At 54.6% G+C, this 25,904-nt stretch carries 22 protein-coding genes; 4 read left to right on the forward strand and 18 right to left on the reverse strand.

All coding sequences use genetic code 11. The annotated features are described in order from the left end of the window. Positions 1-25: 25 nt before the first annotated feature. Genes TH2_RS16970 through TH2_RS16985 form a run of 4 tightly spaced genes read right to left on the reverse strand, consistent with a single transcriptional unit; the run spans position 26 to position 2,996 of the window. Positions 26-721, reverse strand: a complete 696-nt coding sequence (locus tag TH2_RS16970; RefSeq protein ID WP_008891671.1) for a COQ9 family protein — start codon at positions 719-721, stop codon at positions 26-28. Then, positions 722-1,306 (reverse strand): peptide deformylase, encoded by a 585-nt coding sequence (def, locus tag TH2_RS16975; protein ID WP_008891672.1) that lies wholly within the window; start codon positions 1,304-1,306, stop codon positions 722-724. Between the two features lie 51 nt (positions 1,307-1,357). Continuing rightward, positions 1,358-2,590: an HlyD family secretion protein gene (locus TH2_RS16980; protein WP_008891673.1), complete on the reverse strand. Its 1,233-nt coding sequence runs from the start codon at positions 2,588-2,590 to the stop codon at positions 1,358-1,360. After that, entirely contained in the window at positions 2,583-2,996 is a 414-nt protein-coding gene (locus TH2_RS16985; protein WP_008891674.1) for a hypothetical protein, read from the reverse strand. The genes TH2_RS16980 and TH2_RS16985 overlap by 8 nt, the downstream gene beginning before the upstream one ends. Before the next feature lie 361 nt (positions 2,997-3,357). On the opposite strand from TH2_RS16985, the gene rpsU reads away from it, so the two are divergent. Continuing rightward, a complete protein-coding gene (gene rpsU, locus TH2_RS16990; RefSeq protein WP_008891676.1) occupies positions 3,358-3,561 on the forward strand; it encodes a 30S ribosomal protein S21 in 204 nt (67 codons plus the stop codon). Positions 3,562-3,713: 152 nt separating this feature from the next. Here rpsU and TH2_RS16995 read toward each other — a convergent pair whose 3' ends face one another. The 7 genes from TH2_RS16995 to TH2_RS17025 all read right to left on the reverse strand — a co-directional run bounded on the left by TH2_RS16995 (position 3,714) and on the right by TH2_RS17025 (position 12,248). Then, entirely contained in the window at positions 3,714-4,478 is a 765-nt protein-coding gene (locus TH2_RS16995) for an SDR family oxidoreductase (RefSeq protein WP_008891677.1), read from the reverse strand. Between the two features lie 137 nt (positions 4,479-4,615). Beyond that, positions 4,616-5,203, reverse strand: a complete 588-nt coding sequence (locus TH2_RS17000; protein ID WP_008891678.1) for a hypothetical protein — start codon at positions 5,201-5,203, stop codon at positions 4,616-4,618. Between the two features lie 119 nt (positions 5,204-5,322). After that, positions 5,323-6,720: an NAD(P)(+) transhydrogenase (Re/Si-specific) subunit beta gene (locus TH2_RS17005; protein ID WP_008891679.1), complete on the reverse strand. Its 1,398-nt coding sequence runs from the start codon at positions 6,718-6,720 to the stop codon at positions 5,323-5,325. A 12-nt stretch (positions 6,721-6,732) separates the two neighbouring features. Then, complete coding sequence (locus TH2_RS17010; RefSeq protein ID WP_008891680.1) at positions 6,733-7,164, reverse strand: NAD(P) transhydrogenase subunit alpha part 2; 432 nt, start codon at positions 7,162-7,164, stop codon at positions 6,733-6,735. Further along, positions 7,157-8,320, reverse strand: coding sequence for a Re/Si-specific NAD(P)(+) transhydrogenase subunit alpha (locus TH2_RS17015; protein WP_008891681.1), 1,164 nt, complete (start codon positions 8,318-8,320; stop codon positions 7,157-7,159). Before TH2_RS17015 ends, TH2_RS17010 begins: the two co-directional genes overlap by 8 nt. Positions 8,321-9,091: 771 nt before the next feature. Then, a complete protein-coding gene (locus tag TH2_RS17020) occupies positions 9,092-10,471 on the reverse strand; it encodes an ABC1 kinase family protein (protein WP_008891682.1) in 1,380 nt (459 codons plus the stop codon). 1 nt (position 10,472) lies between these two features. Further along, positions 10,473-12,248 (reverse strand): M3 family oligoendopeptidase, encoded by a 1,776-nt coding sequence (locus tag TH2_RS17025; RefSeq protein ID WP_008891683.1) that lies wholly within the window; start codon positions 12,246-12,248, stop codon positions 10,473-10,475. A gap of 417 nt (positions 12,249-12,665) precedes the next feature. Here TH2_RS17025 and TH2_RS17030 point away from each other — a divergent pair, with 417 nt between their 5' ends. Both TH2_RS17030 and TH2_RS17035 read left to right on the forward strand, forming a co-directional pair. Next, the gene (locus TH2_RS17030; protein ID WP_008891684.1) at positions 12,666-14,486 is read left to right on the forward strand and encodes an AMP-dependent synthetase/ligase; all 1,821 of its coding nucleotides are present in this window, start codon (positions 12,666-12,668) and stop codon (positions 14,484-14,486) included. 27 nt (positions 14,487-14,513) lie between these two features. Continuing rightward, positions 14,514-14,936: an ATP-binding protein gene (locus TH2_RS17035; protein ID WP_008891685.1), complete on the forward strand. Its 423-nt coding sequence runs from the start codon at positions 14,514-14,516 to the stop codon at positions 14,934-14,936. Positions 14,937-14,946: 10 nt separating this feature from the next. Here the strand turns inward: TH2_RS17035 and TH2_RS17040 are convergent, their stop codons facing one another. Both TH2_RS17040 and clpB read right to left on the reverse strand, forming a co-directional pair. Then, positions 14,947-15,750, reverse strand: a complete 804-nt coding sequence (locus tag TH2_RS17040; RefSeq protein WP_157194211.1) for a DUF4197 domain-containing protein — start codon at positions 15,748-15,750, stop codon at positions 14,947-14,949. 125 nt (positions 15,751-15,875) lie between these two features. Continuing rightward, a complete protein-coding gene (clpB, locus tag TH2_RS17045; RefSeq protein WP_008891687.1) occupies positions 15,876-18,467 on the reverse strand; it encodes an ATP-dependent chaperone ClpB in 2,592 nt (863 codons plus the stop codon). A gap of 373 nt (positions 18,468-18,840) precedes the next feature. Between clpB and TH2_RS17050 the strand changes: the two genes are divergently transcribed. Beyond that, positions 18,841-19,611, forward strand: a complete 771-nt coding sequence (locus TH2_RS17050) for an MOSC domain-containing protein (protein WP_008891688.1) — start codon at positions 18,841-18,843, stop codon at positions 19,609-19,611. A 12-nt stretch (positions 19,612-19,623) separates the two neighbouring features. Here TH2_RS17050 and TH2_RS17055 read toward each other — a convergent pair whose 3' ends face one another. From TH2_RS17055 to hemA, 5 genes are all read right to left on the reverse strand, one after another. Beyond that, on the reverse strand, positions 19,624-21,216 hold the full coding sequence (locus tag TH2_RS17055) for a type IV secretory system conjugative DNA transfer family protein (RefSeq protein ID WP_008891689.1): 1,593 nt from the start codon (positions 21,214-21,216) through the stop codon (positions 19,624-19,626). Positions 21,217-21,499: 283 nt separating this feature from the next. Next, positions 21,500-22,276, reverse strand: a complete 777-nt coding sequence (locus TH2_RS17060; protein WP_008891690.1) for a DUF4167 domain-containing protein — start codon at positions 22,274-22,276, stop codon at positions 21,500-21,502. A gap of 292 nt (positions 22,277-22,568) precedes the next feature. Next, positions 22,569-23,471, reverse strand: coding sequence for a peptide chain release factor N(5)-glutamine methyltransferase (prmC, locus tag TH2_RS17065; protein WP_008891691.1), 903 nt, complete (start codon positions 23,469-23,471; stop codon positions 22,569-22,571). Positions 23,472-23,473: 2 nt separating this feature from the next. Beyond that, on the reverse strand, positions 23,474-24,556 hold the full coding sequence (prfA, locus tag TH2_RS17070) for a peptide chain release factor 1 (RefSeq protein ID WP_008891692.1): 1,083 nt from the start codon (positions 24,554-24,556) through the stop codon (positions 23,474-23,476). Continuing rightward, entirely contained in the window at positions 24,553-25,899 is a 1,347-nt protein-coding gene (hemA, locus tag TH2_RS17075) for a glutamyl-tRNA reductase (protein WP_008891693.1), read from the reverse strand. Before hemA ends, prfA begins: the two co-directional genes overlap by 4 nt. Positions 25,900-25,904: the final 5 nt, after the last annotated feature.

Consider the following 25,904-nt stretch of genomic DNA (forward strand, 5'->3'; position numbering starts at 1 on the left):
GATATGATACTCCAAACTGCCAGGTCTAACCACCAAACTGACGGCGCATCCGGCCCGGCGTTGGCATGCAACGCGCAATCTTGGCCCCCATTTTAAACGGGGCGGCGGCAAACTTGCCAGCCTTGCCAATCTTGGCGGTGATTTTCGGGATCTGCATGACATTGCCAATCCGGCGATCCAGGAATGCCCAGCTATCGGCATGGCCTTCGGACGTGTCATCCAGCCAATAGGCAAGCGTTGATCCATAGACACCAGCCAGCAGCATCCGCTTGGTGTACCAGTTATGATCGGTCGAGGTATCACCGGCCGCAACCCACATCTTGTCCACAGTGCCATGGGTCAGTTTCAGACCAAGGGCGGCATTCTGCGGCAGGGTCATATAGGCAAGGGCTGCGCGCACGGTATCTTTCTGATCTTCGACCAGATCAAGGCGGGTCTTGACCGCCGCCGCAATGCGATCACGAATTTTAAGGTTCTCAAGGCCCATTTCATCAAGGGCAGCGACCATCTTGCGATCGGTCAGCTCGACATAGGTGACGATGGCCTGACGAATGCCGTTGGGCAGCAGTCGGTCGACCTCGCCCGGGGCAAGGTCAAGGTCCTCTGCACCAGCCTGCAGGGCCTGTTTGGTCCAGCCATCAAACGGCACATGCTCAAGGGCTGCCTCGACCAGTGCTTCGCGCTGGGCTTGCAGGCGGGTCATGCTTTCAGTGACAGACATTCAGGCCTCCTCATCATCAGATCCGGCATCGGTCGCAACCGACTGCCTAAAGGTAGTCTCGGGCGGGTTTTCGCGCAATTCCTCGTTAAATCCAAGCAACGACATATCTTCCATACGTTCGGGATACATCACCCCGATCAAATGATCATATTCGTGCTGAACCACGCGGGCATGGAAACCACCGGCGGTGTGTTCCACAGCTTCGCCCTTCTCATTTAACCCGCGGTAACGGATTTTGTTCCATCGCGGCACCACACCCTGAAGGCCCGGGATCGACAAACAACCTTCCCAGCCATCAACGATTTCATCGCCAATCGGCTCGATTTCCGGGTTGATCAGAACGCTCAAGGGCACCTCGCCATCGTCGGGATCGTTGCTTTTGCGAAGGGCCGGCACGTAATAGACCATGATCGCCAGGGACTGAAACACCTGTGGTGCCGCAAGGCCAACGCCCCCGGCATCCTTCATGGTGTCCTTCATATCAGCAATCAGGCGCTGAATTTCGGGATCAAGCGGGTCTTCGACACGGTCTGCAACGCGGCGCAGAACCGGGTGGCCCATCCGGGCAATTTTAAGGATCGACATGGCCCTATATCCAACCAAAAACGACCGGCTGTAAAGTCCTAATGCCCTGCCCTAGTGTCCCGCAAAGACCAGAGTCTGGATCGGCCAGATCAATGCCTGCACGCGCAACAGGATGGCATGCACGGCACCGACTGTTTGCACCATATGCAAAAACAGCCACCGCCCTGTTCCGATATCAGGATCTTCAAGCTGATCATGGGTGTTGGTATAGGCATTGGCGGCACATTTACTGCCAAGCGGCACATCACGGATCGTTTCCGGATAAAGCGGCACCATCTTGGCAAGGAAGGTGCCCGGCCGTGCGCGATCAGTGATATCAAGCAACTGGTCCGTTGGCCGGAATTGGCCAGCGGCAATGACCGGCTGCACGTCGGTCACCACCATCGGGATGATTTCAAACGGCAATGACGCACAGGTAACCTCGGTAATCACACCGGGCTTGACCACCTGTGTGGCGATCTGGGCAAAGCCTGCCTGATAGATCGTCTCGCCGTCCTTTTCCGGGATCAGGATTCCCGCCGGACGCAGGACCGGACTGACATAATCACCAACTTGCAGGGCAAATTGCTGGATCTTTCCGGCCACACCGGCACGCACCACGGTTTTGGAAAGCTCCGCCTCTGCCGATCTTAGTGCCGCTTGCGCATTGGCAAGCTGCGCCGGAAGCAGGCTTTGAAGCTTGGTTTCAATCACCGTCATACTTGCAAGGGCCGCGTTCAGCCCGCCTTGCCGGGTTGTTAGGGAAACTTCCAGGCGTTCGACCTCGCGGCGCGAAACCGCATTGTTCCCGCGCGACAAAAGATCGGCTTTGACTTCAAGCTCGTCGCGCACCTGATTATAGGCACCGCGGGCCTGTTCAACATTGCCCTCGGCGACGGCAAGGTCGGCACGGGTGACATCCAACTGGGCGCGGATTTCGGCAATGAGCTGCTCGGCCATGGCGACGGCTTCGCGTTCGACCCTATTATCAATGCGAAACAGCGGATCACCGCCCGCGACGACCTGCTCGTTATCGACATAAATCTCGACCACGCGCCCGCCCTTTTCCGGCAGGATCGTCACTGTTCTGAAAAATGACGACACATTCATGGTCGATGGATGGAAATAGAAAATAGTCGCAATAAGCGTGATCGTCAGGATCGCACAGCCAACAATGCCATAGCGCAGCTCATACCAGACGGAAAACAGGGTGATTTCCTTGCCGATGCGTTTGCCCTGCTTGTAACGGCGGAACAGGTAATCGGGCAAGATGGTGAACAGCGAACACAAAAGAAGCTCAAACATCTTTGGCATTCTCCTGCGTCGTTACTGGCTCTGACACAACGGGCGAGTCGTCGACAGTCCCCTTGTTGCGCGCCATTGCCTTGACAGACTGGGCAATCGACTGGAGCGGGCTATAGAAATCCGGCACCTGAACCACCGCAATTACAAGGGCAGCCAACCAGAACAGGTTGTTATGGGTAAACAATGCCAGAAGGGTCAGGATACTAATCAGCTGGATTTGCGTATGGTTGGCGTGATGGGCCATGCGTTCGGGCAGTGCATGCAGGCTAAGATAAAGCGCCCCTGCACCAAACACCGCCAACACCACGAACCAGACAACAATGGTGAATAAAACATCTGTTTCACCGGGGGCAGTAACAAAAAACGGCGCATGTGCAATCGCCGTTTCGCGCAAACCACCTTCCATTTCCCATCCTCCGAGCTGTTTGCATATCCCGCCCGGAAATCCGGGGAAACCAGATCATCTACCCGATCAGGATCAGGCAATAGATGTTGTTATCTCAAAGCATTATAACAACCTTTAATGCATTTCTACCATATGGTTATCGCCACATGGTTTTAAAGCAACCAAACCGGAAAACCCGGTAATTGCCCAAAGGGTTCGCCAAAACGCGGCCAATAAACGCCCAAGGCGAATATCCCCTTCCCTCTTTTCTTTTTGCCAGATTTGCACTATATACAGCCCACGGTCAGTTTGACCGTAAATCCAACCGGGGGGCATTCCGCACTCCGGGTGTTTTTGTTTTTTTGAAAGGAGCGTGGTTTCCGTGCAGGTAATCGTTCGCGACAACAATGTCGATCAGGCTCTGAAAGCGCTTAAGAAAAAGATGCAGCGCGAGGGCATTTTCCGTGAGATGAAACTCCGTCGCCACTTTGAAAAGCCGTCGGAGAAGAAAGCTCGCGAAGGGGCGGAAGCAATCCGTCGTGCCCGCAAGCTGGAGCGTAAGCGCATCGAGCGCGAAGGCTTCTAGTCTTTTTCACTTTCGGGGTATCTCGAACGTGACTGTACGATCGAATTTAGTTCGCTAAATTCGGACCCGTGCGCCAAGCCCGCCTCGGAGCAATCCGGGCGGGTTTGGTTTTTCTGGGCCTTGGCATCAGTCATGGCTTGGTCAAGAATTGATCAGGCAGCCTTGCAGATCGAGTTGCCACCATCGGCCAGCATGGCCGATCCGGTCACAAAGCTTGAATGATCAGATGCCAGAAACAATGCCGCCTTGGCAATTTCGTCTGGCGCGGCGATCCGACCGAGCGCATGGAACTTTTCCACCATTGCCCGTGCTTCCGGATCATTGGCAAAGCTTGCCACCATCGGGGTATCTGTTCCGCCCGGCAACAACGCATTTACCCGCACATTGGCGCCGCCATATTCCACGGCCAGACATTGCGCCATCCCGATCAGGCCCATTTTACTTGCCGCATAGGCCGTCATGCCCGGCAGGCCAATGGTATGTCCAACAAAGGTAGAAGTAAAAATAACCGATCCGCCGCCGCGTTTGGCAATTGCGGGCATCTGGTATTTCGCCCCGAACATGGCAGATGTCAGGTTGGTTCGAATGGTTTTCTCCCACTCCCCAACATCAATATCACTCAGCGCACCGGGTGATCCGAGGGTTCCGGCATTGTTGAACCCCACATCAAGCCCACCATATTCATCAATCGCTGCATCAACCAATGCCTTGGCAAACGCCTCGTCGCAGACATCCCCGGCAAGGGCAAATGCCTTGCCGCCTGCCCCATTGATTTCCGCCACAACCTGATCAAGTCGGTCTTCCGAGCGTGCCGCAAGCACAAGCTTTGCCCCTTCCCGGGCAAACAGTTTGGCCGATGCAGCGCCGATCCCGGAACTTGCACCGGTGATGATAACAACCTTGTCTTCAAGCAACATGATCTATCCAATCCATCTGGCACCGGTTCAGTTGACTGAGCGGTGCGGTTAACGATGGCAAAAGGATATGGGGCAGAGCCCAGTGTTGCTCGCCGGTTTCGGACCTCACGTTCCTGTCGCGCAGAAACCCGGATGTATCAGTTGCCCGATACCCACGCCCGGACGTCATCCATCATCGTCGGCTCATAGCCAATCGGATCAGGCATCGGCTCAGACCGGACAATGATGCCCGACTGGGTGCGATAGACGGTATAAAGCGTGTCTTGCTTGATATCGGTAAAGGTTGAACTGCCATATTCGGCATCGACCAGAAAATTCCATTCCGCCAGATAGTTCATCAGATCAAGCACATCGCCCTGCCCCAGATCATAGGCCATCTTCGGCTTGGTGTTCTCATCATTGATATCGCGATAGCGCCCCTCAAAACGCACCAGCTTATAGCGCGCATCCATGCCCATCACATTGGCCCAGGGTTTCAGCTTGATGAACTCGGCATCAATCCGCCACTGATCGCCATAAATCTCAAAGATGCCGACATCCCCGCCTTCGCCCGCCGCCAGATGGGCCTCGAACAAATCCTCCCCAAGCGGCTCGAAATACATCTTGGCAATCGGCTCCTCGGCCGTCAGCCGGACATAGGTCAGGATCGTCAGCCCCATGGACGCAACCAGCGCCACAGACAGCACAACCACCAGAAACAGAGAAACCCTTACCAAGCGAAACATGCGACCTTCCGAACCAAAACTTCAGGGCGAAGCATGACAGAACTATAAGACGTTGTAGCGCCGAAAAAAAGGCGGCCCCATCGGAGCCGCCTTTTGTCTTTTCAAACCGAATGGCTTGATCAGTTATCGAGATGCATGACGATTTCTTCGCACATCTTTTTGGCATCGCCGAACAACATCATGGTGTTGTCCTTGAAGAACAGTTCGTTCTGGATGCCAGCGTAACCGGCTGACATGCCGCGTTTGACGAACAGGACCGTTTTGGCCTTTTCGACTTCAAGGATCGGCATGCCAAAGATCGGGCTTGCCGGGTCGGTTTTGGCTGCCGGGTTGGTGATATCATTGGCACCAATCACGAAGGCAACGTCAGCCGATCCGAAATCACGGTTGATTTCTTCCATTTCCAGCACGTCGTCATAAGGCACGCTGGCCTCGGCCAGAAGCACGTTCATGTGACCCGGCATACGTCCGGCCACCGGATGGATGGCGTAACGGACTTTGACACCCTCGGCTTTGAGGATATCGGCCATTTCACGCAGCGCATGCTGTGCCTGTGCCACGGCCATACCGTAGCCCGGCACGATGATGACGCTCGATGCGTTCTTCATGATGAAGGACGCATCATCGGCCGAGCCGGATTTGACCGACCGATCACCATCGCCGCCAGCACCTGCGGCTGCTTCGCCCTCTGCGCCAAAGCCACCAAAGATGACATTGAAGATCGAGCGGTTCATGCCCTTGCACATGATGTAGGACAGGATCGCACCCGACGCACCGACAAGCGCCCCGGTAATGATCAGCGCACTGTTCTGAAGCGTAAAGCCGATGCCACATGCCGCCCAACCCGAATACGAGTTCAGCATGGAAACAACGACCGGCATGTCTGCGCCGCCAATCGGAATGATCAGCGTAACCCCCAGAACAAGGGCAAGTGCAACAAGGATCCAGAATGCGGTATGGCTTTCGGTCACCACAAGGATGATGCCAAAGACAACAATGGCAATCCCGATGGCAAGGTTAAGCATATGCTGCCCCTTGAACCGGACAGGCGTGCCCGAAACAATTCCCTGCAACTTACCAAACGCAATCAGGGATCCGGTGAAGGTAATCGCACCAATCGCAACACCAAGCCCCATTTCAATCAGGCTGGCCGCACCGATATTGCCCGCCGTTCCGATGCCATAGGCACCCGGCGAATAAAGTGCTGCGCCTGCGACAAACACCGCCGCCAGACCGACCAGCGAGTGGAAGGCCGCAACTAGTTGTGGCAGGGCGGTCATCTGGATCTTGAGCGCGATGACCGTACCAATCGCACCACCGATCAGAATACCGACGATGATGGTTGTGTATGACAGCACGGCCGGACTTGCCAGCGTGGTAAAGATGGCGATTGCCATACCCACCATGCCAAGGATGTTCCCGGTCCGGGCCGATTCAGGTGACGAAAGTCCGCGCAACGAAAGAATGAAGCAGACCGAGGCCACCAGATACAGGAAAGCCGATAGGTTTTCCGACATTGTGTGTTCCCCCTACTTCTTTTTCTTGAACATATGCAGCATGCGCTGGGCGACGATGAAGCCACCGAAAATGTTGACCGAGGCCAACACCACCGCAATGAAGCCCATCATCTTGGAGAAGTTCATCTCCACCGGGCCTGCTGCCAGAAGCGCACCGACGATAATCACCGACGAAATGGCGTTGGTCACAGCCATCAGGGGTGAATGAAGGGCCGGGGTAACTTTCCACACGACGTAATAGCCAACAAAGCAGGCCAAGACGAATACGGTCAGGCCAAGGACAGTCGGACTAACGCCTGATCCCTGTACCGCGACCGCGGCCGTGCCAGCGGCATCGGACGCACCACTTGCCAGACTATCGGCAAGCTTTGCGGCCTTTTCCGCAAGGCCAAGGGCGGCATCGCGGAGTTCATTTGCATTCTGGGCTACGGATTGATCAGCCATTTGCGACCTCCTCCCCGCCGAATTTCGGATGAACGACCTTTCCATCATGGGTCAGGCGCGTCTCGGCGATGATCTGGTCCTCGCCATTAAACGACAGCGTGCCTTTGTCCTTATCGACAGAAAGGGTGATGAAGTTCAAAAGGTTCTTGGCATACATCGCCGTTGCATCGGTTGCGACGGAACTGGTGATGTTGGCAGGACCGATCAGCTTGACGCCATTATCGGTCATCACCGTTTCACCAAGTTTCACACCTGCAACGTTGCCACCACGCTCAGCCGCCAGATCAATAATGACCGAACCCGGCTTCATGCCCGCCACCATATCAGCAGTGACGATTTCCGGTGCCGGACGGCCCGGAATAAGCGCTGTGGTAATGACGATGTCGGTTTTGGTCAGAACCTCTTTCAGCTTTTCAGCCTGTTTCTTTTTGTAGTCGTCCGACATTTCCTTGGCATAGCCACCGGAAGTTTCGGCATCAGATGCCGTGTCGTCTTCGACTTCAATAAAGGTCCCGCCAAGCGACTGAACCTGTTCTTTCACGGCCGGGCGCACATCAAATGCCGATACAACGGCACCAAGGCGCTTGGCGGTTGCAATTGCCTGCAGGCCGGCAACACCGGCCCCGACCACGACAACGCGTGCAGGTGCAAGTGTGCCCGCCGCCGTCATCATCATCGGATAGATGCGGCCAAATTCATGGGCGGCATCCAGAACGGCGCGATAACCCGCCAGGTTGGATTGCGAGGACAGCACATCCATCGACTGTGCGCGTGAAATACGCGGCATCAGTTCCATCGAATAGCCATCAACACCGGCCTTTGCCATCGCTTCGATCAGGTCCTTGCGATCATAGGGCTCAAGCAGGGCCACAACGGCGGCCCCCTTTTTATAGGCGGTTAATTCGTTGGTTTTGCCGTCAATGACAGGTGGGCGCACCTTGAAGATGACATCGGCATCCTTCACGGTGGTTTTCATTGTTTTGGCAATGGTTGCACCAGCATCGACAAAGCGATCATCCGGTATGGCGGCGTCTATTCCGGCGCCAGCCTCGATTGCAACGTCAAACCCCAGAGCCTTAAGCTTTTTTACGGTCTCTGGCGTGACGGCAACGCGCTTTTCCCCGGGCCATATTTCCTTTGGAACGGCCAGTTTCATCGCGTTTGACCTCCTTCCCTAAATGATTGGTCAGTTTGACAATCCGTCTTCATTCAAAGCAACCGGTTCCAGAACGTCATTTCGCGTTCCTTTTGGACCGATCACCGGGCAACCCTTGTCCAGTTCAAATCATCCGGGCCAGCACACCTACACCTAAAGCGGCCCGAAAAAGAAAAAGGCGGTTCTTCAGCAATCGCAGAAGAAACCGCCCACTTTCCCACCACGCATTACAAGGAAAAAACCTTGCTGACATATCAGGTCCCACCCGCCATTGGTGCTCAGGACAAACAATCAATGACGCCCTGCATGTCTGCGTTGAAAGCAAGATGCGATTTCTGATCCGCAACCACAATCCGAAAAACCGACAAAAAATCACTTTAACTTTATATCAGTTAATATATCGAAAAATCCATTATGTGCGGAAATTCGCACATTTCATTTCCATTATGGAACAGGTCCTGATCCGGATCGTCACACAATAGAACGTTGATTTTTGGCAGTTTCCCCTGTTTTCGCCTCACGTTGTAAGTGAATATTATCTTACAAATAAACGCCCAAGTCTTCATTTATTCCCAAATGGGCACGCAATAGGGAACGCTGCAAACGCAAAAAGGTTCGCAAAAATATTCTCGATTTTTGGGAAACCAAACCGGATCAGACATCAAAAATCGGATTTTCCATCGCGCAATTTGCCCAAACGGGCACTCGACTCTGCATTGAAAACCCGACTCGCTTGGGTCCGGATATGTTGGTGAATGCGCCTGGCGCGCCTTATTGGTCGGGGCGTTCCAAACCGATCTGGGCCAGTGCATCTTTTTGACGGGCTTCAAGTTTTGCCACGTCAAAATCGCCGACAAGATCGTTAAACAGGCGATACCAGTTCACCTCTGCATCAAGACGCAGGAACACCGCGCCAAGCCCGACCGCTGCGCGGTCAACCAGAACGAACTCGCGGGGTGGTTTGACACCGCCGACACGGCGGAGTTCCTGATGAACCTTGCCCGCGACCTCTGCGCCATAGGCGACAGAGTTGGTTTCACCCATCTTGCGTTCGCGGTCATCCAGGATCGGGCCATACACAAAGCTGGCCCAGATATTGAGCACATCAATCAGTTCACGTGATGGGTTTTCAAAGCCCCAGCTTTCATAGGCTGAAACAGCCTTTTCCTCGTCCTCGTCACGGAGCGCCTCATAAAGTGTGATCACCGCTCTTACGAAATCGGGCTTGAAAATGCGGATACAGCCGAAATCCAGAAGATTGACTGAAAGGTCATCACGCAGCGTGTAATTGCCCAGATGCGGATCGCCATGGATCACGCCATAACGGTAAAACGGCACATACCAAGCGCGAAACATATTAAGCGCCACCTGATTGCGCGCATCCTGATCGGGATCGCTTTCAAGGAAGTGTTTGAATTTCTGCCCGGTTTGCCAGGTCATGGTCAAAAGCCGTTTGGTGGTCAGCTCATCAACCGGTTCTGGCACATGAACACACGCCTCATCGGCCAGCATATGGCGATAAAGGCGCATATGCTTGGCTTCACGCTCATAGTCGAGTTCTTCACGCAGGCGGGCGGTCAGTTCTTCCTGAATGTTTTGCGCATCAATCGCGCTGTCATAGCGCTTGTATATCGCAAAGGCTGCGCGCAGTTGCTTAAGGTCGGCCTCAACCGTTGCCGACATATCCGGATATTGCAGCTTACACGCCACATCGCGCCCATCAGGCAGGACTGCCTTGTGCACCTGCCCAAGTGACGCGGCCGCCACGGCATCGTGGCTGAATTCTGTGAATTTCGATTGCCATCCGGCCCCAAGTTCGCTTCGCATGCGGCGTTTGACAAACAGCCAGCCCATGCTGGGCGCATCGGCCTGAAGCTCTGCCAGGGCCTGGGTATATTCCTTGGGCAGGGCATCGGGAATGGTGGACAGGATCTGGGCGACCTTCATCAGCGGCCCCTTAAGCCCACCAAGGGCAGATGTCAGTTCGGCGGCGTATTTGGCGTGATCAATCTCGCCGCCGAACATTTTTCCGGTGGCTAGGCGCGCGGCCAGTTTACTGGCCGAAGCCCCCACCCGTGCATAACGACGAACCCGCCCGCCAAACCTGTTTTCCTCGTTCGCGGCGGTGTAATCATCGTCGTTATCACTCATCTCAGGAAAGCTCCTCCAGCTCGTCGATCATACGCTTGATCATATTAAGGCCCCGCTGCCAGAAGGCCGGGTCCGATGCATCAAGTCCGAACGGTGCCAGAAGTTCCTGATGCCGCTTGGTGCCCCCGGCTTTCAGCATATCAAGATACTTCTGCTGGAAGCCGTCTTCGGCACCCTGATAAACATCATAAAGCGAGTTCACCAGGCAATCGCCAAAGGCATAGGCATAAACATAGAACGGCGAATGGATGAAGTGCGGAATATAAGACCAGTAGTACTTGTATTCATCTTCATAGCGTATGGCATCGCCCAGGCTTTCATGCTGTACGGCAATCCAGATCTCGCAGATCTCATCAACGGTCAATTCACCTTCGCGGCGCTTTTCATGCACGCGTTTTTCGAATTCAAAGAACGCGATCTGACGCACGACGGTGTTGAGCATGTCCTCAACCTTGCCCGCCAGCATGATGCGCTTCATCTTCGGATCACTTTCCGAACGCAGCATCGACTGGAAGGTCAGCATTTCACCAAATACCGACGCAGTTTCCGCCAGGGTCAGTGGCGTATCAGACAGGAAATAGCCCTGCTCTGCAGCCAGAACCTGATGCACACCATGGCCCAACTCATGGGCCAGCGTCATCACATCACGGGTTTTGCCGTGATAATTCAGCAAAAGGTACGGATGCGCAGACGGCACGGTCGGATGGGCAAATGCGCCCGATGACTTGCCCGCACGGGGCGGCACATCAATCCACGGGTTATCAAAGAATTTCTGACCGACTTCTGCCAGTTCCGGGGAAAACTCGCCATACGCCTTCAACACGGTCGAACGCGCGGTATCCCAGTCGATCTGACGATCATCATCATCGGGCAGTGGCGCGTTGCGATCCCAGTAATCAAGCTGATCAACACCAAACCATTTCGCTTTCAGGCGATAATACCGGTGCGACAGATCGGCATGGCTGTTTTTCACGGCTGTATTAAGCGCATCAACAACTTCATCCTCGACCTGGTTGGACAGGTTGCGTGATGAAACCGGGGTTGCAAAGTTGCGCAGGCGATCATCAATTTCCTTGTCCTTGGCAAGGGTATTGGTGATGTGCGCCAGAAGCTTGATGTTCTTGCCCAGAACGTCACCGATTGATTTCGCGGCTTTCTTGCGATCTTCGACCTTGCTTGATGACAGCATGTTCGCAGCGTCCGACATAGTCAGCTCTTCGCCATCAATCGGGAAGCGCAATTCCGCCATGGTCTGGTCAAACAGGCGCACCCATGCGGCCGATCCGGCGACGCGGCGCTCATGCAGGACCTGCTCGACCTCATCGGAAAGCTGGTGCGGGCGGAAAGCACGGTTTTCGTCAAGCCACGGGCGATAACGACGCAGTGCTTCGCTTTGTTCGTATTTCGCATCCAGTGACGCGTCTTCGATCCGGTTGATTTCAAGACCAAAGAACAGCGACAGGCTGGAAATGCCGGTCATTTCTTCCTGAACGAACTGATAGAACTGGCCGATGGCCGCGTCCGAGCTATCACCCGCATATTTCAACTGGGCAAAGGAGCCGATCTTGCCACAGATTTCGCTGATGGCTTCGTATTCGGCAATGGCAGTTGCCAGTTCATCACCGGACAGGTCATTGAGCTTGCCCTGATAGGTCTGCTGAAATGCCTGAGAGCGGCTTTTGGCATCATCAAGATCGCGCCGGATATTCGGGTCTTTCAGATCGTTATAGAGATCGGTCAGATCCCAGGTCGGCAAATTCTTGTTGATCGCGTTCATTTGTCCTCCAGACAGTCTCTTTGATCATCCTGACCCGATATATAGCCTGTGAAAGCCATAGCACCAGACCTGTTGACAGATACGGTTTCAAATTGCTGGGTCGATCATATCGTTCCTTGCACCATCGACAACCGCAAAGCCATATCCAGCCCAAACAAACTGCAATTTGCAGTACAGTTACACCGGAACAAGGCATTGAAACGCACGTTGCTGTGATATCGGTGACAATTCGGACTTTAAAATGTCATTTTCAGGCTGCGCAATTGTGCAATCCCTGATAACAAATTCATCTTGGAACGTTCGTTTATTCCAATCTGCGCGGCCGTTGTGCAGGTATAAGGTTTATTGCAACGTCCCCATCAGGGCAGCGCAAAGATTGCCCGTTCCCGTGATCAAAAAGTGAGGCAAGGAAACGTCATGACGAGTTTGCAGGATTATGCCGACTGGCAAAACTTGCCGACCATGTTTTTTGAAAAAGCCAAGAAACATGGCGATACGCCGTTTCTTTGGACCAAGGATTCCGAAGGCAAGGAATTTATCCCCACCAACTGGCAAGAGGCCGCCGATCAGGTCCGCGCACTTGCACGTGCGCTTTATGACATCGGTGTGCGTCCCGGCGACCGGGTTTTGCTGGTGTCGGAAAACCGCACCGAATGGGGCATAGCCGATCTTGCCATCATGTGCGTTGGCGCAATGACCGTTCCCGCCTACACCACCAATACCGAACGCGACCACCTGCACGCGATCGAGGACAGTGGTGCGGCGATTGCCATCATCTCGACCAAGAAACTAGCTCAGCCCTTCCTGCACGCCGCCCTTGATAGCGGGCGCTGCCGCCATGCGATCATGATGGAAGAATGGGGCCAAAGCTTTGTTGGTGATATCACCATTTCACGCTGGGACGATCTGATTGCCAAGGGGCGCGGCCTGACCCATGACGTTGATGCCTGGATTTCGACGATCAAACGCGATGATCTTGCCTGCCTGATTTATACATCCGGCACGGGCGGATCGCCCAAAGGTGTGATGCTGAGCCACGGGGCGATCTTGTCGAACTGCATGGGTGCGTTTGACATCATCGAAACCCTTGGCATTGATGAAGAAATCTTCCTGTCCTTCCTGCCGCTGTCGCATTCCTATGAACATACTGCGGGGCTTTATTTCCCGATCAGTATTGATGCGCAGATCTATTATGCCGAGGGACTTGATAAACTGGCCGCCAACCTTGCCGAAGTACGCCCGACCATCATGACGGCTGTGCCGCGCCTGTATGAAATGCTCTATCAGCGCATGAGCCGCATGGTCGAAAAGGAAGGCGGCATCAAGCAAAAGCTGTTTAACCTGACCCTGCGTCTGGGGCGCAAGAATTACGAAGGCGAACGGCTTAACCTTCTAGAAAAGCTTCAGAACTTTGCCTGCGAGTTGCTTCTGCGTCGCAAGCTACGCCAGCGCTTTGGCGGTCGGATCAAGGCGATGGTATCGGGCGGCGGACCGCTGAATTATGAACTGGGTGTTCTGTTTGTGTCTTGCGGCATTCGCATTCTTCAGGGATATGGCCAGACCGAATTTGCCCCGGTGGTTTCGTGCAACCGTGCCGAAAACAACAAATTGCGCACAGTCGGCCCGCCTATGGTCGGCGCGGAAGTCAAAATCGCCGAAGATGGTGAAATCCTGCTTCGCGGCGAAAGCATGATGAAGGGTTACTGGAACCTGCCCGACGTGACGGCTGCCGCCATCATTGATGGCTGGCTGCATACCGGTGACATCGGCAAGTTCGATGAACAGGGCAGCCTGATGATCACGGATCGCAAGAAGGACATCATCGTCAATTCCGGCGGCGACAACATTTCGCCCCAGCGGATCGAAGGCCTGATGACGCTCGAGACCGAGATTTCACAAGCCATGGTCTATGGCGATGACAAACCCTATCTGGTGGCGGTTGTCTGGCCGGACGAAGACTTCATGCGCGAATTTGCCCGCGATAATGGACTATCCAATGATATTGAAGTCCTCGGCAAAAACGAAGAATTCCGCAAAGTCATCCGCACTGCGATTGATCACGTCAATCAACGCCTGTCGACCATTGAAAAGGTACGCAGCTTCATGTTTGCCGAAGCAGCCTTTACCATCGACAACGAAATGCTGACGCCGTCGATGAAAATTCGTCGCCACAAAATCCGCGAAGCCTATGCCAAGCAGCTTGATGGCCTTTATCAGCGTAAACGCAGCGGCCAATAAAAAGCCAAACGACAGACCAGATTGACGATGACCCGCCCCAAAGAAATAAAACAAACCCTAACCCTGGTCCGGGGTCTTCCCGGATCAGGTAAATCGACCCTTGCCAAGAATCTCTGTCAGGCGACTGGTGCTGTTCATCTGGAAGCCGACATGTTCATGGTCGACCATGAAGGGTTTTACGAGTTTGACGGCACCCGCCTGTCGCAAACCCACGCCCGCTGCGAAGCCGAATGCCATAACGCCCTGTCGGAGGGATATGACGTTGTTGTGTCCAACACCTTTACCCGTTTCTGGGAAATGAAGGCCTATATCGACATGGCGGAAAAGCACGACATTCTGTTGCAGATTGTCGAATGCCATGGCCGTTTCGGCAGTATCCATATGGTGCCCGACGAAACCCTTGCCGACATGCGCGATCGCTGGGAACCGTTGCCGGAAAAGTACCGCTAGGAGCGCGTCCCTAGTTTACGGTTGAAAAGACCTTTTTGAGGATATCGGTGGTCCAACGCGTCGGGTCGCTTCGGATATCAGCTTCCTGCACGGCGATATAATGGAACAGACCATCCATCGCCTTGGCGGTTGCGTGATCGGTCAGAGATGCCTTTAGGTCCGGCACAAACGGCAACTGGTCATATTGACCAAGCATCTGATCATAAAGCGATAACGCCCCAGTGTCGGACAGCGCATCGGTGATCATTGGCCGCAAACGTCCTTCGATATCAGTGCCTGACACACGGCGTAGATACTGGGTCGCGGCATCATCCGGGCCCTGCAAAATGCCCTTGGCGTCGGCGACCGTCATCTGGCGCACCGCATTAACCAGAATATCGCCAGCATCCTGCATGGTCTGTTCTGCTGCACGGTTCATACGTAATTCGATTTCATCGGCATAGCTACCAAGCCCCGCCGCGCTTAGCAATTTCTGCGCGGCCTGTACTTCGTCGGGCAACGGAATATGCGCAACCGGATCGGCGTTAAAACCATCAACCGCACCAAGTTGGTCGGTGACCAGTTCAACACCCATATCAAGTGCCTGTTTCAAGCCCTGCTCGACCGTGTCGGATGAAAGCGCGGAAACGCCAGAACCAGAACCACCAGCCGTGCTTCCCGACCCCGATGAGTTCATCGCATCGCCAAGGGCTTCTTTGGCCTTGTCAAAGAACGACTGGGCATTTGCGGGAACGATTGCCCCCACAGCCATAACACCCATGACAAGTGCCACTGCACCGGTTTTTAAAAGGAAATTGGAATTGCGTTTGCGCATCTGCGACCCTGCGGTTTTTGATTGTTGTGTATCAGCAAACAAGACAATGGCCAAAAAACATGGCCCGAAAAAGACAAAACCCCGGTTAACCAACCGGGGTTTTGCATGTGAGGTATCAGGCGACCTTATTCAACAACCTCGACCTTTTTGCCATTAAGTAAAAGATCATTGGCTTCGGTCGAAACCGGAACGGTATCACCATCCTTGATCCCGCCTTCGAGGATCTGCATCGCCAGCGGGTTCTGCAGATAACGCTGGATCACGCGTTTGAGCGGACGGGCCCCATAAACCGGGTCATAGCCTTTTTCAGCCAACCAGTCCTTGGCGGCATCATCAAGTTTCAGGGTGATCTTGCGATCAACCAGCAACTTATCAAGGCGACCAAGCTGGATATCGACAATCTTGCTCATCTGATCGCGATGCAAACGATGGAACAGAATGGTTTCATCCAGACGGTTGAGGAATTCCGGACGGAACGATGCCCGAACGATTTCCATGACCTGGGCCCGGACTTCGCCGCTGTCATGACCCGGTTCCTGATTGGCAAGGATTTCCCCGCCCAGATTCGAGGTCAGAATAATCAGCGTGTTGCGGAAATCCACAACCCGGCCCTGGCCATCGGTCAGGCGACCTTCATCAAGAACCTGCAGAAGGACGTTGAACACATCGGGATGTGCCTTTTCGACCTCGTCAAACAGGACAACCTGATATGGACGACGACGTACCGCCTCGGTCAGCGAACCGCCTTCCTCATAGCCGACATAGCCCGGAGGCGCACCGATCAGGCGGGCCACCGCATGCTTTTCCATGAATTCGGACATATCAATCCGCACCATGGCCTGTTCATCATCAAACAGGAACTGGGCAAGGGCCTTGGTCAGCTCGGTTTTACCGACACCCGTCGGACCAAGGAACAGGAACGAACCGATCGGTCGGTTTGGATCTTGCAAGCCAGCACGCGCACGGCGCACCGCGTTCGAGATTGATCGAACGGCATCATCCTGACCGACAACCCGTTTGCGCAGCGTGTCTTCCATTTCAAGAAGCTTTTCACGCTCACCCTCGAGCATCTTGTCGACCGGAATACCGGTCCAGCGCGAAACCACGGACGCGATGTGTTTTTCGGTAACCGCTTCTTCCTTGATGCCACGCGACGGATCGTTTTCTGCCTTTTCAAGCAGCGCCTGAAGGGCCGGGATTTCTTCGTATTGAAGCTGTCCGGCGCGATCAAGCTTGCCATCGCGCATCGCACGTTCAAGTTCACCACGCGCCTGATCAAGCTGTTCCTTGATGTGGGTCGATGCGGCAAGTTCCTTCTTCTGGGCTTCCCACTTCGCGGTCAGCTCAGCCGATTTGCCTTCCAGCTCGGCCAGTTCCTTTTCCAGACGGCCAAGACGGTCCTTGGATGCACTATCCTGCTCTTTCTTGAGCGCTTCACGCTCGATCTTGAGCTGGATGATCCGGCGATCCAGTTCGTCGATTTCCTCTGGCTTGGAATCAAGCTCCATACGCAGACGGGACGATGCTTCGTCCATCAAATCGATCGCCTTGTCAGGCAGGAACCGATCCGTGATGTAACGGTTCGAAAGCGTTGCTGCTGCGACCAGTGCGGCATCGGCAATACGGACCCCGTGATGAAGCTCGTACTTGTCCTTGATCCCGCGCAGGATCGATACCGTGTCGGAAACCGACGGCTCACTGACAAATACCGGCTGGAAACGACGGGCAAGGGCCGCGTCCTTTTCGATATGCTTACGGTATTCATCCAAAGTCGTCGCACCCACACAGTGCAACTCGCCACGGGCCAAAGCCGGTTTTAAAAGGTTCGATGCATCCATCGATCCTTCGGCCTTGCCAGCGCCCACAAGCGTATGCAGTTCGTCGATGAACAGGACGACCTGACCGGCCTCTGATTCAATCTCGCTCAGGACCGCTTTCAGGCGTTCTTCAAATTCACCACGGAATTTCGCACCGGCAATCAACGCACCAAGGTCAAGCGACAGAAGTTTCTTGTCCTTAAGCGTTTCGGGAACGTCACCCTTGACGATACGAAGTGCCAGACCTTCGGCAATTGCGGTTTTACCAACCCCGGGCTCACCGATCAGAACCGGATTGTTCTTGGTCCGGCGTGACAGAACCTGCACCGCACGACGGATTTCTTCATCACGGCCAATGACAGGATCAAGTTTACCTTCGCGCGCCGCCTCAGTCAGGTCACGGGCATATTTCTTAAGTGCGTCATACTGATTTTCGGCACCCGCACTGTCGGCCGTGCGGCCCTTGCGGATGTCATTGATCGCACCGTTCAGCGCCTGTGCCGTAACACCGGCATCGGCCAGTACCTTGCCCGCGGTTGACTTCGGATCAAGTGCAATGGTCAGAAGCAACCGTTCAGCCGTGACAAAGCTGTCACCGGCTTTTTTGGCGACTTCCTGTGCCTGATCAATCAGGCGGGCAAATTCAGATGAAAGATAAATCTGACCATTGCCGCCGGAAACCTTTGGCAATTTCGCCAGTTCCTGCGCACACCGTTCTTGGGCAAGCTTGGGCTTGCCGCCGGATGCCTTGATCAGATTGGCTGCCAGACCTTCTTCGTCGTCAAGCAGCACCTTAAGCAGATGAATCGGGACAAATTGCTGATGGTTTTCACGCAACGCAAGCGATTGCGCTGACTGCAGAAAGCCTTTTGACCGATCCGTAAAGTTCTCAAATTCCATTCCTGTCACTCCTTGAGCCAACAGTATTCAAACGATGTGGACCTTCTTGGAAGCGTCCACGGCATTGGTGTCATTACCGAATTCTAAAATTATAGATTATTTCGACAGCGACAACATTGATATGTCTCAGTCTAGCGTGTTTGCAACCATATACCCCTACAAAAGTTGCAAGAATTATTTGTGCACCGCAGCACAACTTTCTGTCATTATTCTAGATATCATATGAGGATACTGAACTAAGGACATTGCCAGCCAGTCCCTTCGGGGTTGCCCTTGGCAAAACAACGTTCTAACGTCGCTCGAATAGACAAACCAGACATGCCATTCGTCCCGTTTTTCCGGCATGCCAAAGCGCCATACAGGAATAATGATCATGACGATCGAACTCAAAGCCATCAAAAGATACCCGGTCAAGGGAATGCGCGGTGTTGACCTTAAACAGGCAAAAATCAGCGCACACCACATGATTACCGATGATCGTCGCTTTGTGATTGCAACCCAATCATCTGTCGGACAGGAAGGTGTTCATGAATGGGCCCGCAAAAGCAACTTCCTGCAATTGGTCAACACGCCCAAGCTGGCTGAAATCGGCACCGAATATGACGACGCCACCTGCACCCTGACCATCCTTCGAAATGGCCGCGCCATCTGCAAAGGCAAGCTGGACGATAGCATGGGCCGCACCGTGGTTGAGGATTTCCTGAAGGCGTTTTTGAAAAACGAGATCGCCGGCACGCCCAAGATCTACTCAGTTCCCGATACGAATTTCGGCGATATGAAAGAACCTTACATATCGCTGCTGAACCTGGCATCGATCCGTGATTTTGGTTCGCGCATCGTGCAAAGCGAAATCGATCCGATGCGTTTTCGTGGCAACCTGTTGATCGACGGGCTGGAGCCGTGGAAAGAGCTTGAATGGAACGAAGACAAGATCATCAAGATCAATGATGTGTCGTTCCGCGTTGTCCATCCGATCACGCGCTGCAAGGCAACAAGCGTTAATCCCGACACGGCGATTTCCGACATCAATGTGCCGCTGATGCTGCGCAAAGGGGTAAACCACCTATATATGGGGATTTACATCGAAGCGCTTGAAGACGGCGTGATCACACCGGGTGACAAGCTGAGCGTGACCGTCGCCTAAGGGCCCCGGTGATCAGTTGCCGGAATTGAATGTCGGGGCATGCACGGCGATGCCCTTGAACATCTCGTCGTGATACCAATCAATGCGGTGCGCACGAATGGGCGGGCATCCCTTGCGGAACAAAATCTGTTCTTCCTTGGGGAAGCGCGCCACTTCGGCTGATCGCAGGATGGGCTGATTATCCTGAGACCGTAAATGCACCGGGCGGCTGGTATCCTTACCGCCGCCGGTGTCATCAAATTTCGACATTGCGGTCAGGCCCGAAACCCAATCCAGGTTAAATGCACCTTCCTGGCTCAGAACCGAAATAGCGTCCACCCGGCCGACGACATTTTCCCAGTTCAGGCAAACATCCATCAGGCCGCTGACACCAGAGAACCCCGGCCAAACGATCATGCCCTCCCCATATCCGCCGCCCAGAAGGCGCTCAAACAACGGCATCCGGCCAACATTTTCGATCCCATCCAACAAGACCAGGAATTCCGGATCGCCCGACTTCCAGCCACGCTGATTAAGCAGGTTCATCATGCCCGTCAGCATCACGCGGCTAAAGGATGGCTGAACTTCCGGGTTATCACCGCCAAGCTGACCAACGATAAAGATCGAAACCGGGCCACTGTTGATGTCTTCAAGTGTGAAGCTGCTTTTGCTGACCAAGCGTGCGATTTGCGGATTGTCGAATTCTTCGGTGGCCGCACGGCAGGCCTCGATGATCTTCATCCGCTGATCTTCGGTCATATCAAGGATATTCAGCGCGACCTCGGATATGCGGCCATCCGCAGACTCAATCCCCATCAGTTCTTCAAGGGTTTTGTAGAACCGGTGCGACGGCATAGTCAGGTTGCGGCGTACCTCGGCAAGGTTGCGGTCTTCCTTGGCACTGCGCTGGATCGTGTAAACGATAAAGCCCTGCAACAACGTCCGTGCAATACGGACTTCCTGTTCGTCGAGTTCCTTGACAAATACCGGCGCCAAAAGCGTATCGGCGATAAAGCCGGTATCGGTGATCATTCCTTCCCCCTGCTGGCGGATGAAATCGAACGGATTGAACTGTTGGGTTTCGACACCGGTTTGTTTGTGCGGATCAATGACAATCAGTCTTTGTCCAAGCTTGGTACGGCGATCATGAATGGCGCGAAAGATGCTCCCATGGCGCTCATAGACAAACAGGTTGCCAGTGTGCAAAAGCGCGTTTGGCTCTGCCGAGGCGCGATAGAATTCTTCGGGTTTGGTCGAAAAGGTAATGACCCGCTTAAGGCCCTTGGCCCCGATCAGGCGCTTGTCATCCCCCCAACGCCCCAGGACGAAGGACGGATTGCTTTCAAGAAGCTTGCGACCGTTAAGGTCTTCAAGAGTGGCCCACGCCCCCTCGCCACGACCACCAGATCCTTTTCCGCCCAGTTTTTTCTTTTGCGATTTGGACGATGATGATGGCTTCATTCGGTTCAGGACGATGACAACCAGCGGAATGAACATCGGGACGATGAAACAGACAGCCCCCAACAGGGCCAACTCGTAATCACCATTAAACAGCCCAAGGGCGATAACCATACCGCCAAGAGCCCACAGCAAAACCATGACGACCCGAAATAAACCAGTCCCCATCAATCACTCCCCACGAATGCGCCTGCACCGTGAAAAGATGCCGGTTCTTTTATCCCGATCTTGCTTCCACGGTTTTATTGATGATTTGTCCCAGAACCCGCGCGAAAAATAATCGAAGGTTGCACGGGATGTTCAATTATATGCTTATACAGTTTTACGACCCTTAAAGCACTGAGTCTTTGGGGGAATGCGCGGTTTTTGCAGATGATCCAAACGACAACACCCCTGCAAGCGATGGGCTTGCAGGGGTGTTTGTCATGTTGAAAGACCGCCTCGGGTCAGATCAGGCCGAAACCGGCTCGGATCCTTCGTCAGAGGTGGCACCTTCTTCGTCATCGCGACCTGCTGCACGGCTACGACCGCGGCGGGCCGTCGGATGGCGGCCACGGGTACGTGCAGTACCGCTTGCGGCACGGCGCGGTTTCTTTTCACCGTCTTCGCCCTGCTCTGCAGTGTCGGTTTTGTCGGCACTTGCCGGTGCATCATCACCAGATGCTTCTGCCGGAGCGCTTTCCTCTGCGCTGGCGTCATCATCTGATTTCCGCGGACGACCACGGCCCGGACCACGTGCATCCGAACGGCGCGCACGCGGCGCGCGTTTCGGACGGCCACCATCATCATCCGACGTTTCAGCAGAAGTGTTTTCTGCTTCTACCGGGGTGTTGTCGTCGCCATTGTTTGACGCAGATTCTGCGTTTTCGTTGGCGTCACCCTGTTGATCATCGTTCTGATTTGACTGGCCATCACTGCGGTCGTCACGGCCACGATTGTTGCGCTGACGATTGTTGTCACCACCACGTTCCTCACGGCGCTGGTTTTCCCATTCCTGGGCAGCCTGAAGGATGCGGTGGTAATGTTCCGCGTGCTGATAGAAGTTTTCCGCAAGAACCGGATCGTCGGTGCAATCCTTCGCAAGGGAAATGTATTTTTCATAGACCTGTTGGGCGTTACCGCGTACGCGGCCGTCCGGTCCATTACTGTCAAAATTCTGAAATTTTGGATTTACTGGACGTTTATTCGACTGTTGCCGTCCGCGCGGACGTTTATTGTTATTTCTCATATCAACATGACTTTGGTGTTGAAGGACAATCCGGTAGCATCATCGGCTCCGGAACCACTCCGTCTGAAAAACATATTTCCCGCTAAACAGCGCCGATCACGGCATTATTTTTACAAACCTGCCGGGAACCTTGAAAGGAACGGAGATTGTCGACTGTTTACAGGGGAACACGGCGCTTTCATAAGCGCGTTGGGCACCCGGCCCGTTCGATTCAACCTATATGGCTTGATCGGTTATTCCAACTGTTTTTTTTACTCGCCTGCGCTTTTTTTACATCACAGGTGCGGAAATATCAGATTATGCAACGTCCGACGGAACAACGGGTTTTCTTTGCCGCAACGCAACGGACAATTCCGCCAAGGTCTTCGCGATACTCCACCCCGACAAAACCGGCCTCGACCAGCATCTGGCCGACATCGTTTTCCTGCCCGCGACCGATTTCAAAGATGACGAAACCGCCGGGCTTTGCCAGATCAAACGCGACACGCGACAAAACGCGATAGGCCGCCAAGCCATCCCCCTCATCGGTCAGGGCAAGACGGGGGTCAAACTTTTGCACCTCTGGCGACAGGGTCGTCATCTCGTCGACTGTAATGTAGGGCGGGTTTGACATCACAAGATCAAACCCCTCGGCCCGGTCTTGATCGTCAAGGGCACTGTCCCAATCCGAGACGCGAAACTCGACGTTTTCTTCAAGCTCAAGCAGCTTGGCATTTTCACGCGCACAGGCGACCGCACCGTCGCTTAGATCAAGTCCGATGCCCGTCGCGCCTGGCAGATCGCCAATCGCCGACAGCAACAAACACCCCGTCCCGGTGCCGAAATCAACAATCCGCGGGGCATCGGCATCCTCAAGGAAATCAATCGCCCATTCGACAAGTGTTTCACTATCCGGGCGGGGCTCAAGCGTTTCGGGTGACAGCTTGAAGGTATGGCGCCAGAAATCACGTTCGCCCAATATTCGACCGACCGGTTCATGCCCGACGCGGCGCGCAATCATGCCCCGAAAGGTTTCCGCCTTGTCATCAGGCACAATATCTTCGGGCCATGCACTGATCCGGCCCCCATCAACACCCGCGGCGCGCGCCAGAAGAATACGTGCATCCATTCGCGGGTTTTCAATACCGGCATCGGTTAAGGCCGCGACGGCCTCAGCCATCAGGCTGCCAAGGGTCGATGGGGTGTCAGAAGACATGATCAGCTTTCAATTTCGGCAAGCTTCTGGGCCTGCTCTTCGGCGATCAGGGCATCAATCATTTCATCAACCGCCGGACCACCGGCAATGAAATCATCCAGGCGATAAAGTGTGAGGTTAATACGATGATCGGACACGCGCCCTTGCGGGAAGTTATAGGTGCGAATGCGTTCCGAACGGTCGCCTGAACCGACCTGTGATTTACGGTCGGCCGCACGCTCGCTGTCCTTGCTTTCGCGTTCCTGATCATAAAGACGCGACATCAGCATCTTCATGGCTTTTTCTTTGTTCTTGTGCTGCGACTTAGCTTCCTGGCTGGCGGCAACCACACCGGTCGGAATATGGGTAATGCGCACCGCACTATCGGTGGTGTTAACGTGCTGACCGCCCGCGCCCTGCGATCGATAGGTATCAATACGCAGATCCTTGGGATCGATCTTGATATCGACTTCTTCGGCCTCTGGCAGAACGGCCACGGTCGCAGCCGAGGTATGAATACGCCCGCCACCTTCGGTCACCGGCACGCGCTGCACGCGATGCACACCACTTTCAAATTTCAGGCGGGCAAACACATCCGTACCCGATACGTTGACGATCACTTCCTTGAAACCGCCAAGGTCGTTTTCGCTGGCGTCCATCTGTTCGAATTTCCAGCCGCGCCCTTCGGCATAACGCTGATACATGCGATACAAATCGGCGGCAAACAGGGCTGCTTCTTCACCGCCAGTACCGGCGCGAATTTCAAGAATGGCGTTCTTGGTGTCGGCTGTGTCTTTCGGGATCAGCATCAGTTTCATCTGACGCTCTGCCTCAGGCAACTTATCCTGAATGTCGTATTTTTCTGCCTCGGCCATTTCGCGCATATCGCGATCGCTTTGCGGATCGGCCAGGATTTCCTCGGCTTCTTCCAGATCGTTCAGAAGCTTTTTATACGCTTCGATCGCCTCGACCACCGGGGCCAGTTCTGCATGTTCGCGCGACAGCTTGGAAAAGCCATCCCCATCAAGCTCTCCGCTTGAAAGAAGCGAATTGAGTTCGTCGAACCGGCGCGTAACGCCTTCGAGTTTCCCAAGGTCCAAACTCACTCTTTATTCTCCTGTTCAGGGTCGCTTGGCACGTCATCGCGGCCAAGCGGCTTGTCTTCAAGTTCAAACAGGCGCGACAACAGTTTCTGGGCCTTGACCCATTCGACGGTGCCCGCACCGTCTGTTGTCGTCGCCAAATCTTTCAATGCCTGTGTCGGCGTATGCAAAAGGCGATTGATCAAAAGCCTTGTCGCCTTTTCCGCGTCCCCGTGACTTTCGGCCAGTGCATCTGCGCGCACCGCTTCAAACCGTTTGCGCAGATCGGCAATTGCCGGCACGGCTGCGCGCTGCGCACGGTCACGCACAAAATTATCAATTTCCGCTTCGATCAACGCCCAGGCCTGATCGGCCTTTTCTTCGCGGCCGCCGCGCCCTTCGGCCGCGATCTTTTCCAGATCCTCGATCCGGTAAAAGAAAACCTCGTCAATCTCGTCGACCTGCGGATCAATATCCCCTGGCACGGCCGTATCGATCATCAGAACCGGGCGGAACCGGCGACGCTTGACCGCCGCCATCGCACGATCCTTGTCGATCATGTAACGCCGCGATCCACCTGCGGTCAGAACAAGGTCGGCCTCGGCCAGAAGCCGGTCCAGATCATCGATTTCCGACCAGTGGCAATCCAGCCTGCGCGCCACCAGACGCGCACGGGCCGCCAAACGATCTGTTACCAGAATGCGGCCGATGCCCCGTTCCGCCAGTGATGCAGCAATCAGTTCCCCCATGTCGCCGGCCCCCGCCAAAAGCAGGGTACAGTCGCCAAGATCGCCATGCAGATCGCGCGCAACCGATTGCGCTGCGGCGGCAATTGATACAGCCCCCTGCCCGATCCCGGTCTGATTACGGACCTTTTTGGCAATGGCATAGGCCGTCTGATAGACCAGTTCCAACTCGCGCCCGACCAGATCATGCTTGCGCGCGATCCGGTGCGCATCCTTGACCTGACCAAATACTTCGGGCTCGCCGATCACCAGACTGTCGAGTGACGCCGCGACGGCAAACATATGGCGAAGCGCATCCCGGCCAGACCGGATGTAAAGCTCGGTCGCAAGCTGATCACGATCCAGATCCGCCCACAGCGACATCAGATCAATCAGGCGTTCACGCCCGCGTTCGGCCTCGGACGCCAAAAGATGAACTTCGGTACGATTGCAGGTTGAAACGACAACCGCCTGACCGAGACGGGCCTGTTCAATGGCTGCCAAAAACTGTGGCAGACGGGCTTCTTCGATGAAAAGACGGTCGCGGGTATCCTCGCTTGAGCGCCGATGATTGGTGCCGATCACCATCAGGCGATCCAGCGGCCAATCCCCGGCATCCTCATGCGAAATCGCGTCCGTCACACCAT

It is taken from the genome of Thalassospira profundimaris WP0211, from assembly GCF_000300275.1.
Lineage (GTDB): Bacteria > Pseudomonadota > Alphaproteobacteria > Rhodospirillales > Thalassospiraceae > Thalassospira > Thalassospira profundimaris.

Bases quoted from the DNA above. Each gene is read 5' to 3' on its own strand.
- TH2_RS16970 (WP_008891671.1), bottom strand. From the start codon at position 721: ATGTCTGTCACTGAAAGCATGACCCGCCTGCAAGCCCAGCGCGAAGCA.
- def (WP_008891672.1), bottom strand. From the start codon at position 1,306: ATGTCGATCCTTAAAATTGCCCGGATGGGCCACCCGGTTCTGCGCCGC.
- TH2_RS17060 (WP_008891690.1), bottom strand. From the start codon at position 22,276: ATGAGAAATAACAATAAACGTCCGCGCGGACGGCAACAGTCGAATAAA.
- TH2_RS16985 (WP_008891674.1), bottom strand. From the start codon at position 2,996: ATGGAAGGTGGTTTGCGCGAAACGGCGATTGCACATGCGCCGTTTTTT.
- TH2_RS16995 (WP_008891677.1), bottom strand. From the start codon at position 4,478: ATGTTGCTTGAAGACAAGGTTGTTATCATCACCGGTGCAAGTTCCGGG.
- prmC (WP_008891691.1), bottom strand. From the start codon at position 23,471: ATGTCTTCTGACACCCCATCGACCCTTGGCAGCCTGATGGCTGAGGCC.
- TH2_RS17015 (WP_008891681.1), bottom strand. From the start codon at position 8,320: ATGAAACTGGCCGTTCCAAAGGAAATATGGCCCGGGGAAAAGCGCGTT.
- TH2_RS17040 (WP_157194211.1), bottom strand. From the start codon at position 15,750: ATGCGCAAACGCAATTCCAATTTCCTTTTAAAAACCGGTGCAGTGGCA.
- TH2_RS17020 (WP_008891682.1), bottom strand. From the start codon at position 10,471: ATGAGTGATAACGACGATGATTACACCGCCGCGAACGAGGAAAACAGG.
- clpB (WP_008891687.1), bottom strand. From the start codon at position 18,467: ATGGAATTTGAGAACTTTACGGATCGGTCAAAAGGCTTTCTGCAGTCA.
- TH2_RS17010 (WP_008891680.1), bottom strand. From the start codon at position 7,164: ATGGCTGATCAATCCGTAGCCCAGAATGCAAATGAACTCCGCGATGCC.
- TH2_RS17050 (WP_008891688.1), top strand. From the start codon at position 18,841: ATGACGATCGAACTCAAAGCCATCAAAAGATACCCGGTCAAGGGAATG.
- TH2_RS17055 (WP_008891689.1), bottom strand. From the start codon at position 21,216: ATGGGGACTGGTTTATTTCGGGTCGTCATGGTTTTGCTGTGGGCTCTT.
- TH2_RS17035 (WP_008891685.1), top strand. From the start codon at position 14,514: ATGACCCGCCCCAAAGAAATAAAACAAACCCTAACCCTGGTCCGGGGT.
- TH2_RS17000 (WP_008891678.1), bottom strand. From the start codon at position 5,203: ATGTTTCGCTTGGTAAGGGTTTCTCTGTTTCTGGTGGTTGTGCTGTCT.
- TH2_RS17005 (WP_008891679.1), bottom strand. From the start codon at position 6,720: ATGTCGGAAAACCTATCGGCTTTCCTGTATCTGGTGGCCTCGGTCTGC.
- TH2_RS17030 (WP_008891684.1), top strand. From the start codon at position 12,666: ATGACGAGTTTGCAGGATTATGCCGACTGGCAAAACTTGCCGACCATG.
- TH2_RS16980 (WP_008891673.1), bottom strand. From the start codon at position 2,590: ATGTTTGAGCTTCTTTTGTGTTCGCTGTTCACCATCTTGCCCGATTAC.
- TH2_RS17025 (WP_008891683.1), bottom strand. From the start codon at position 12,248: ATGAACGCGATCAACAAGAATTTGCCGACCTGGGATCTGACCGATCTC.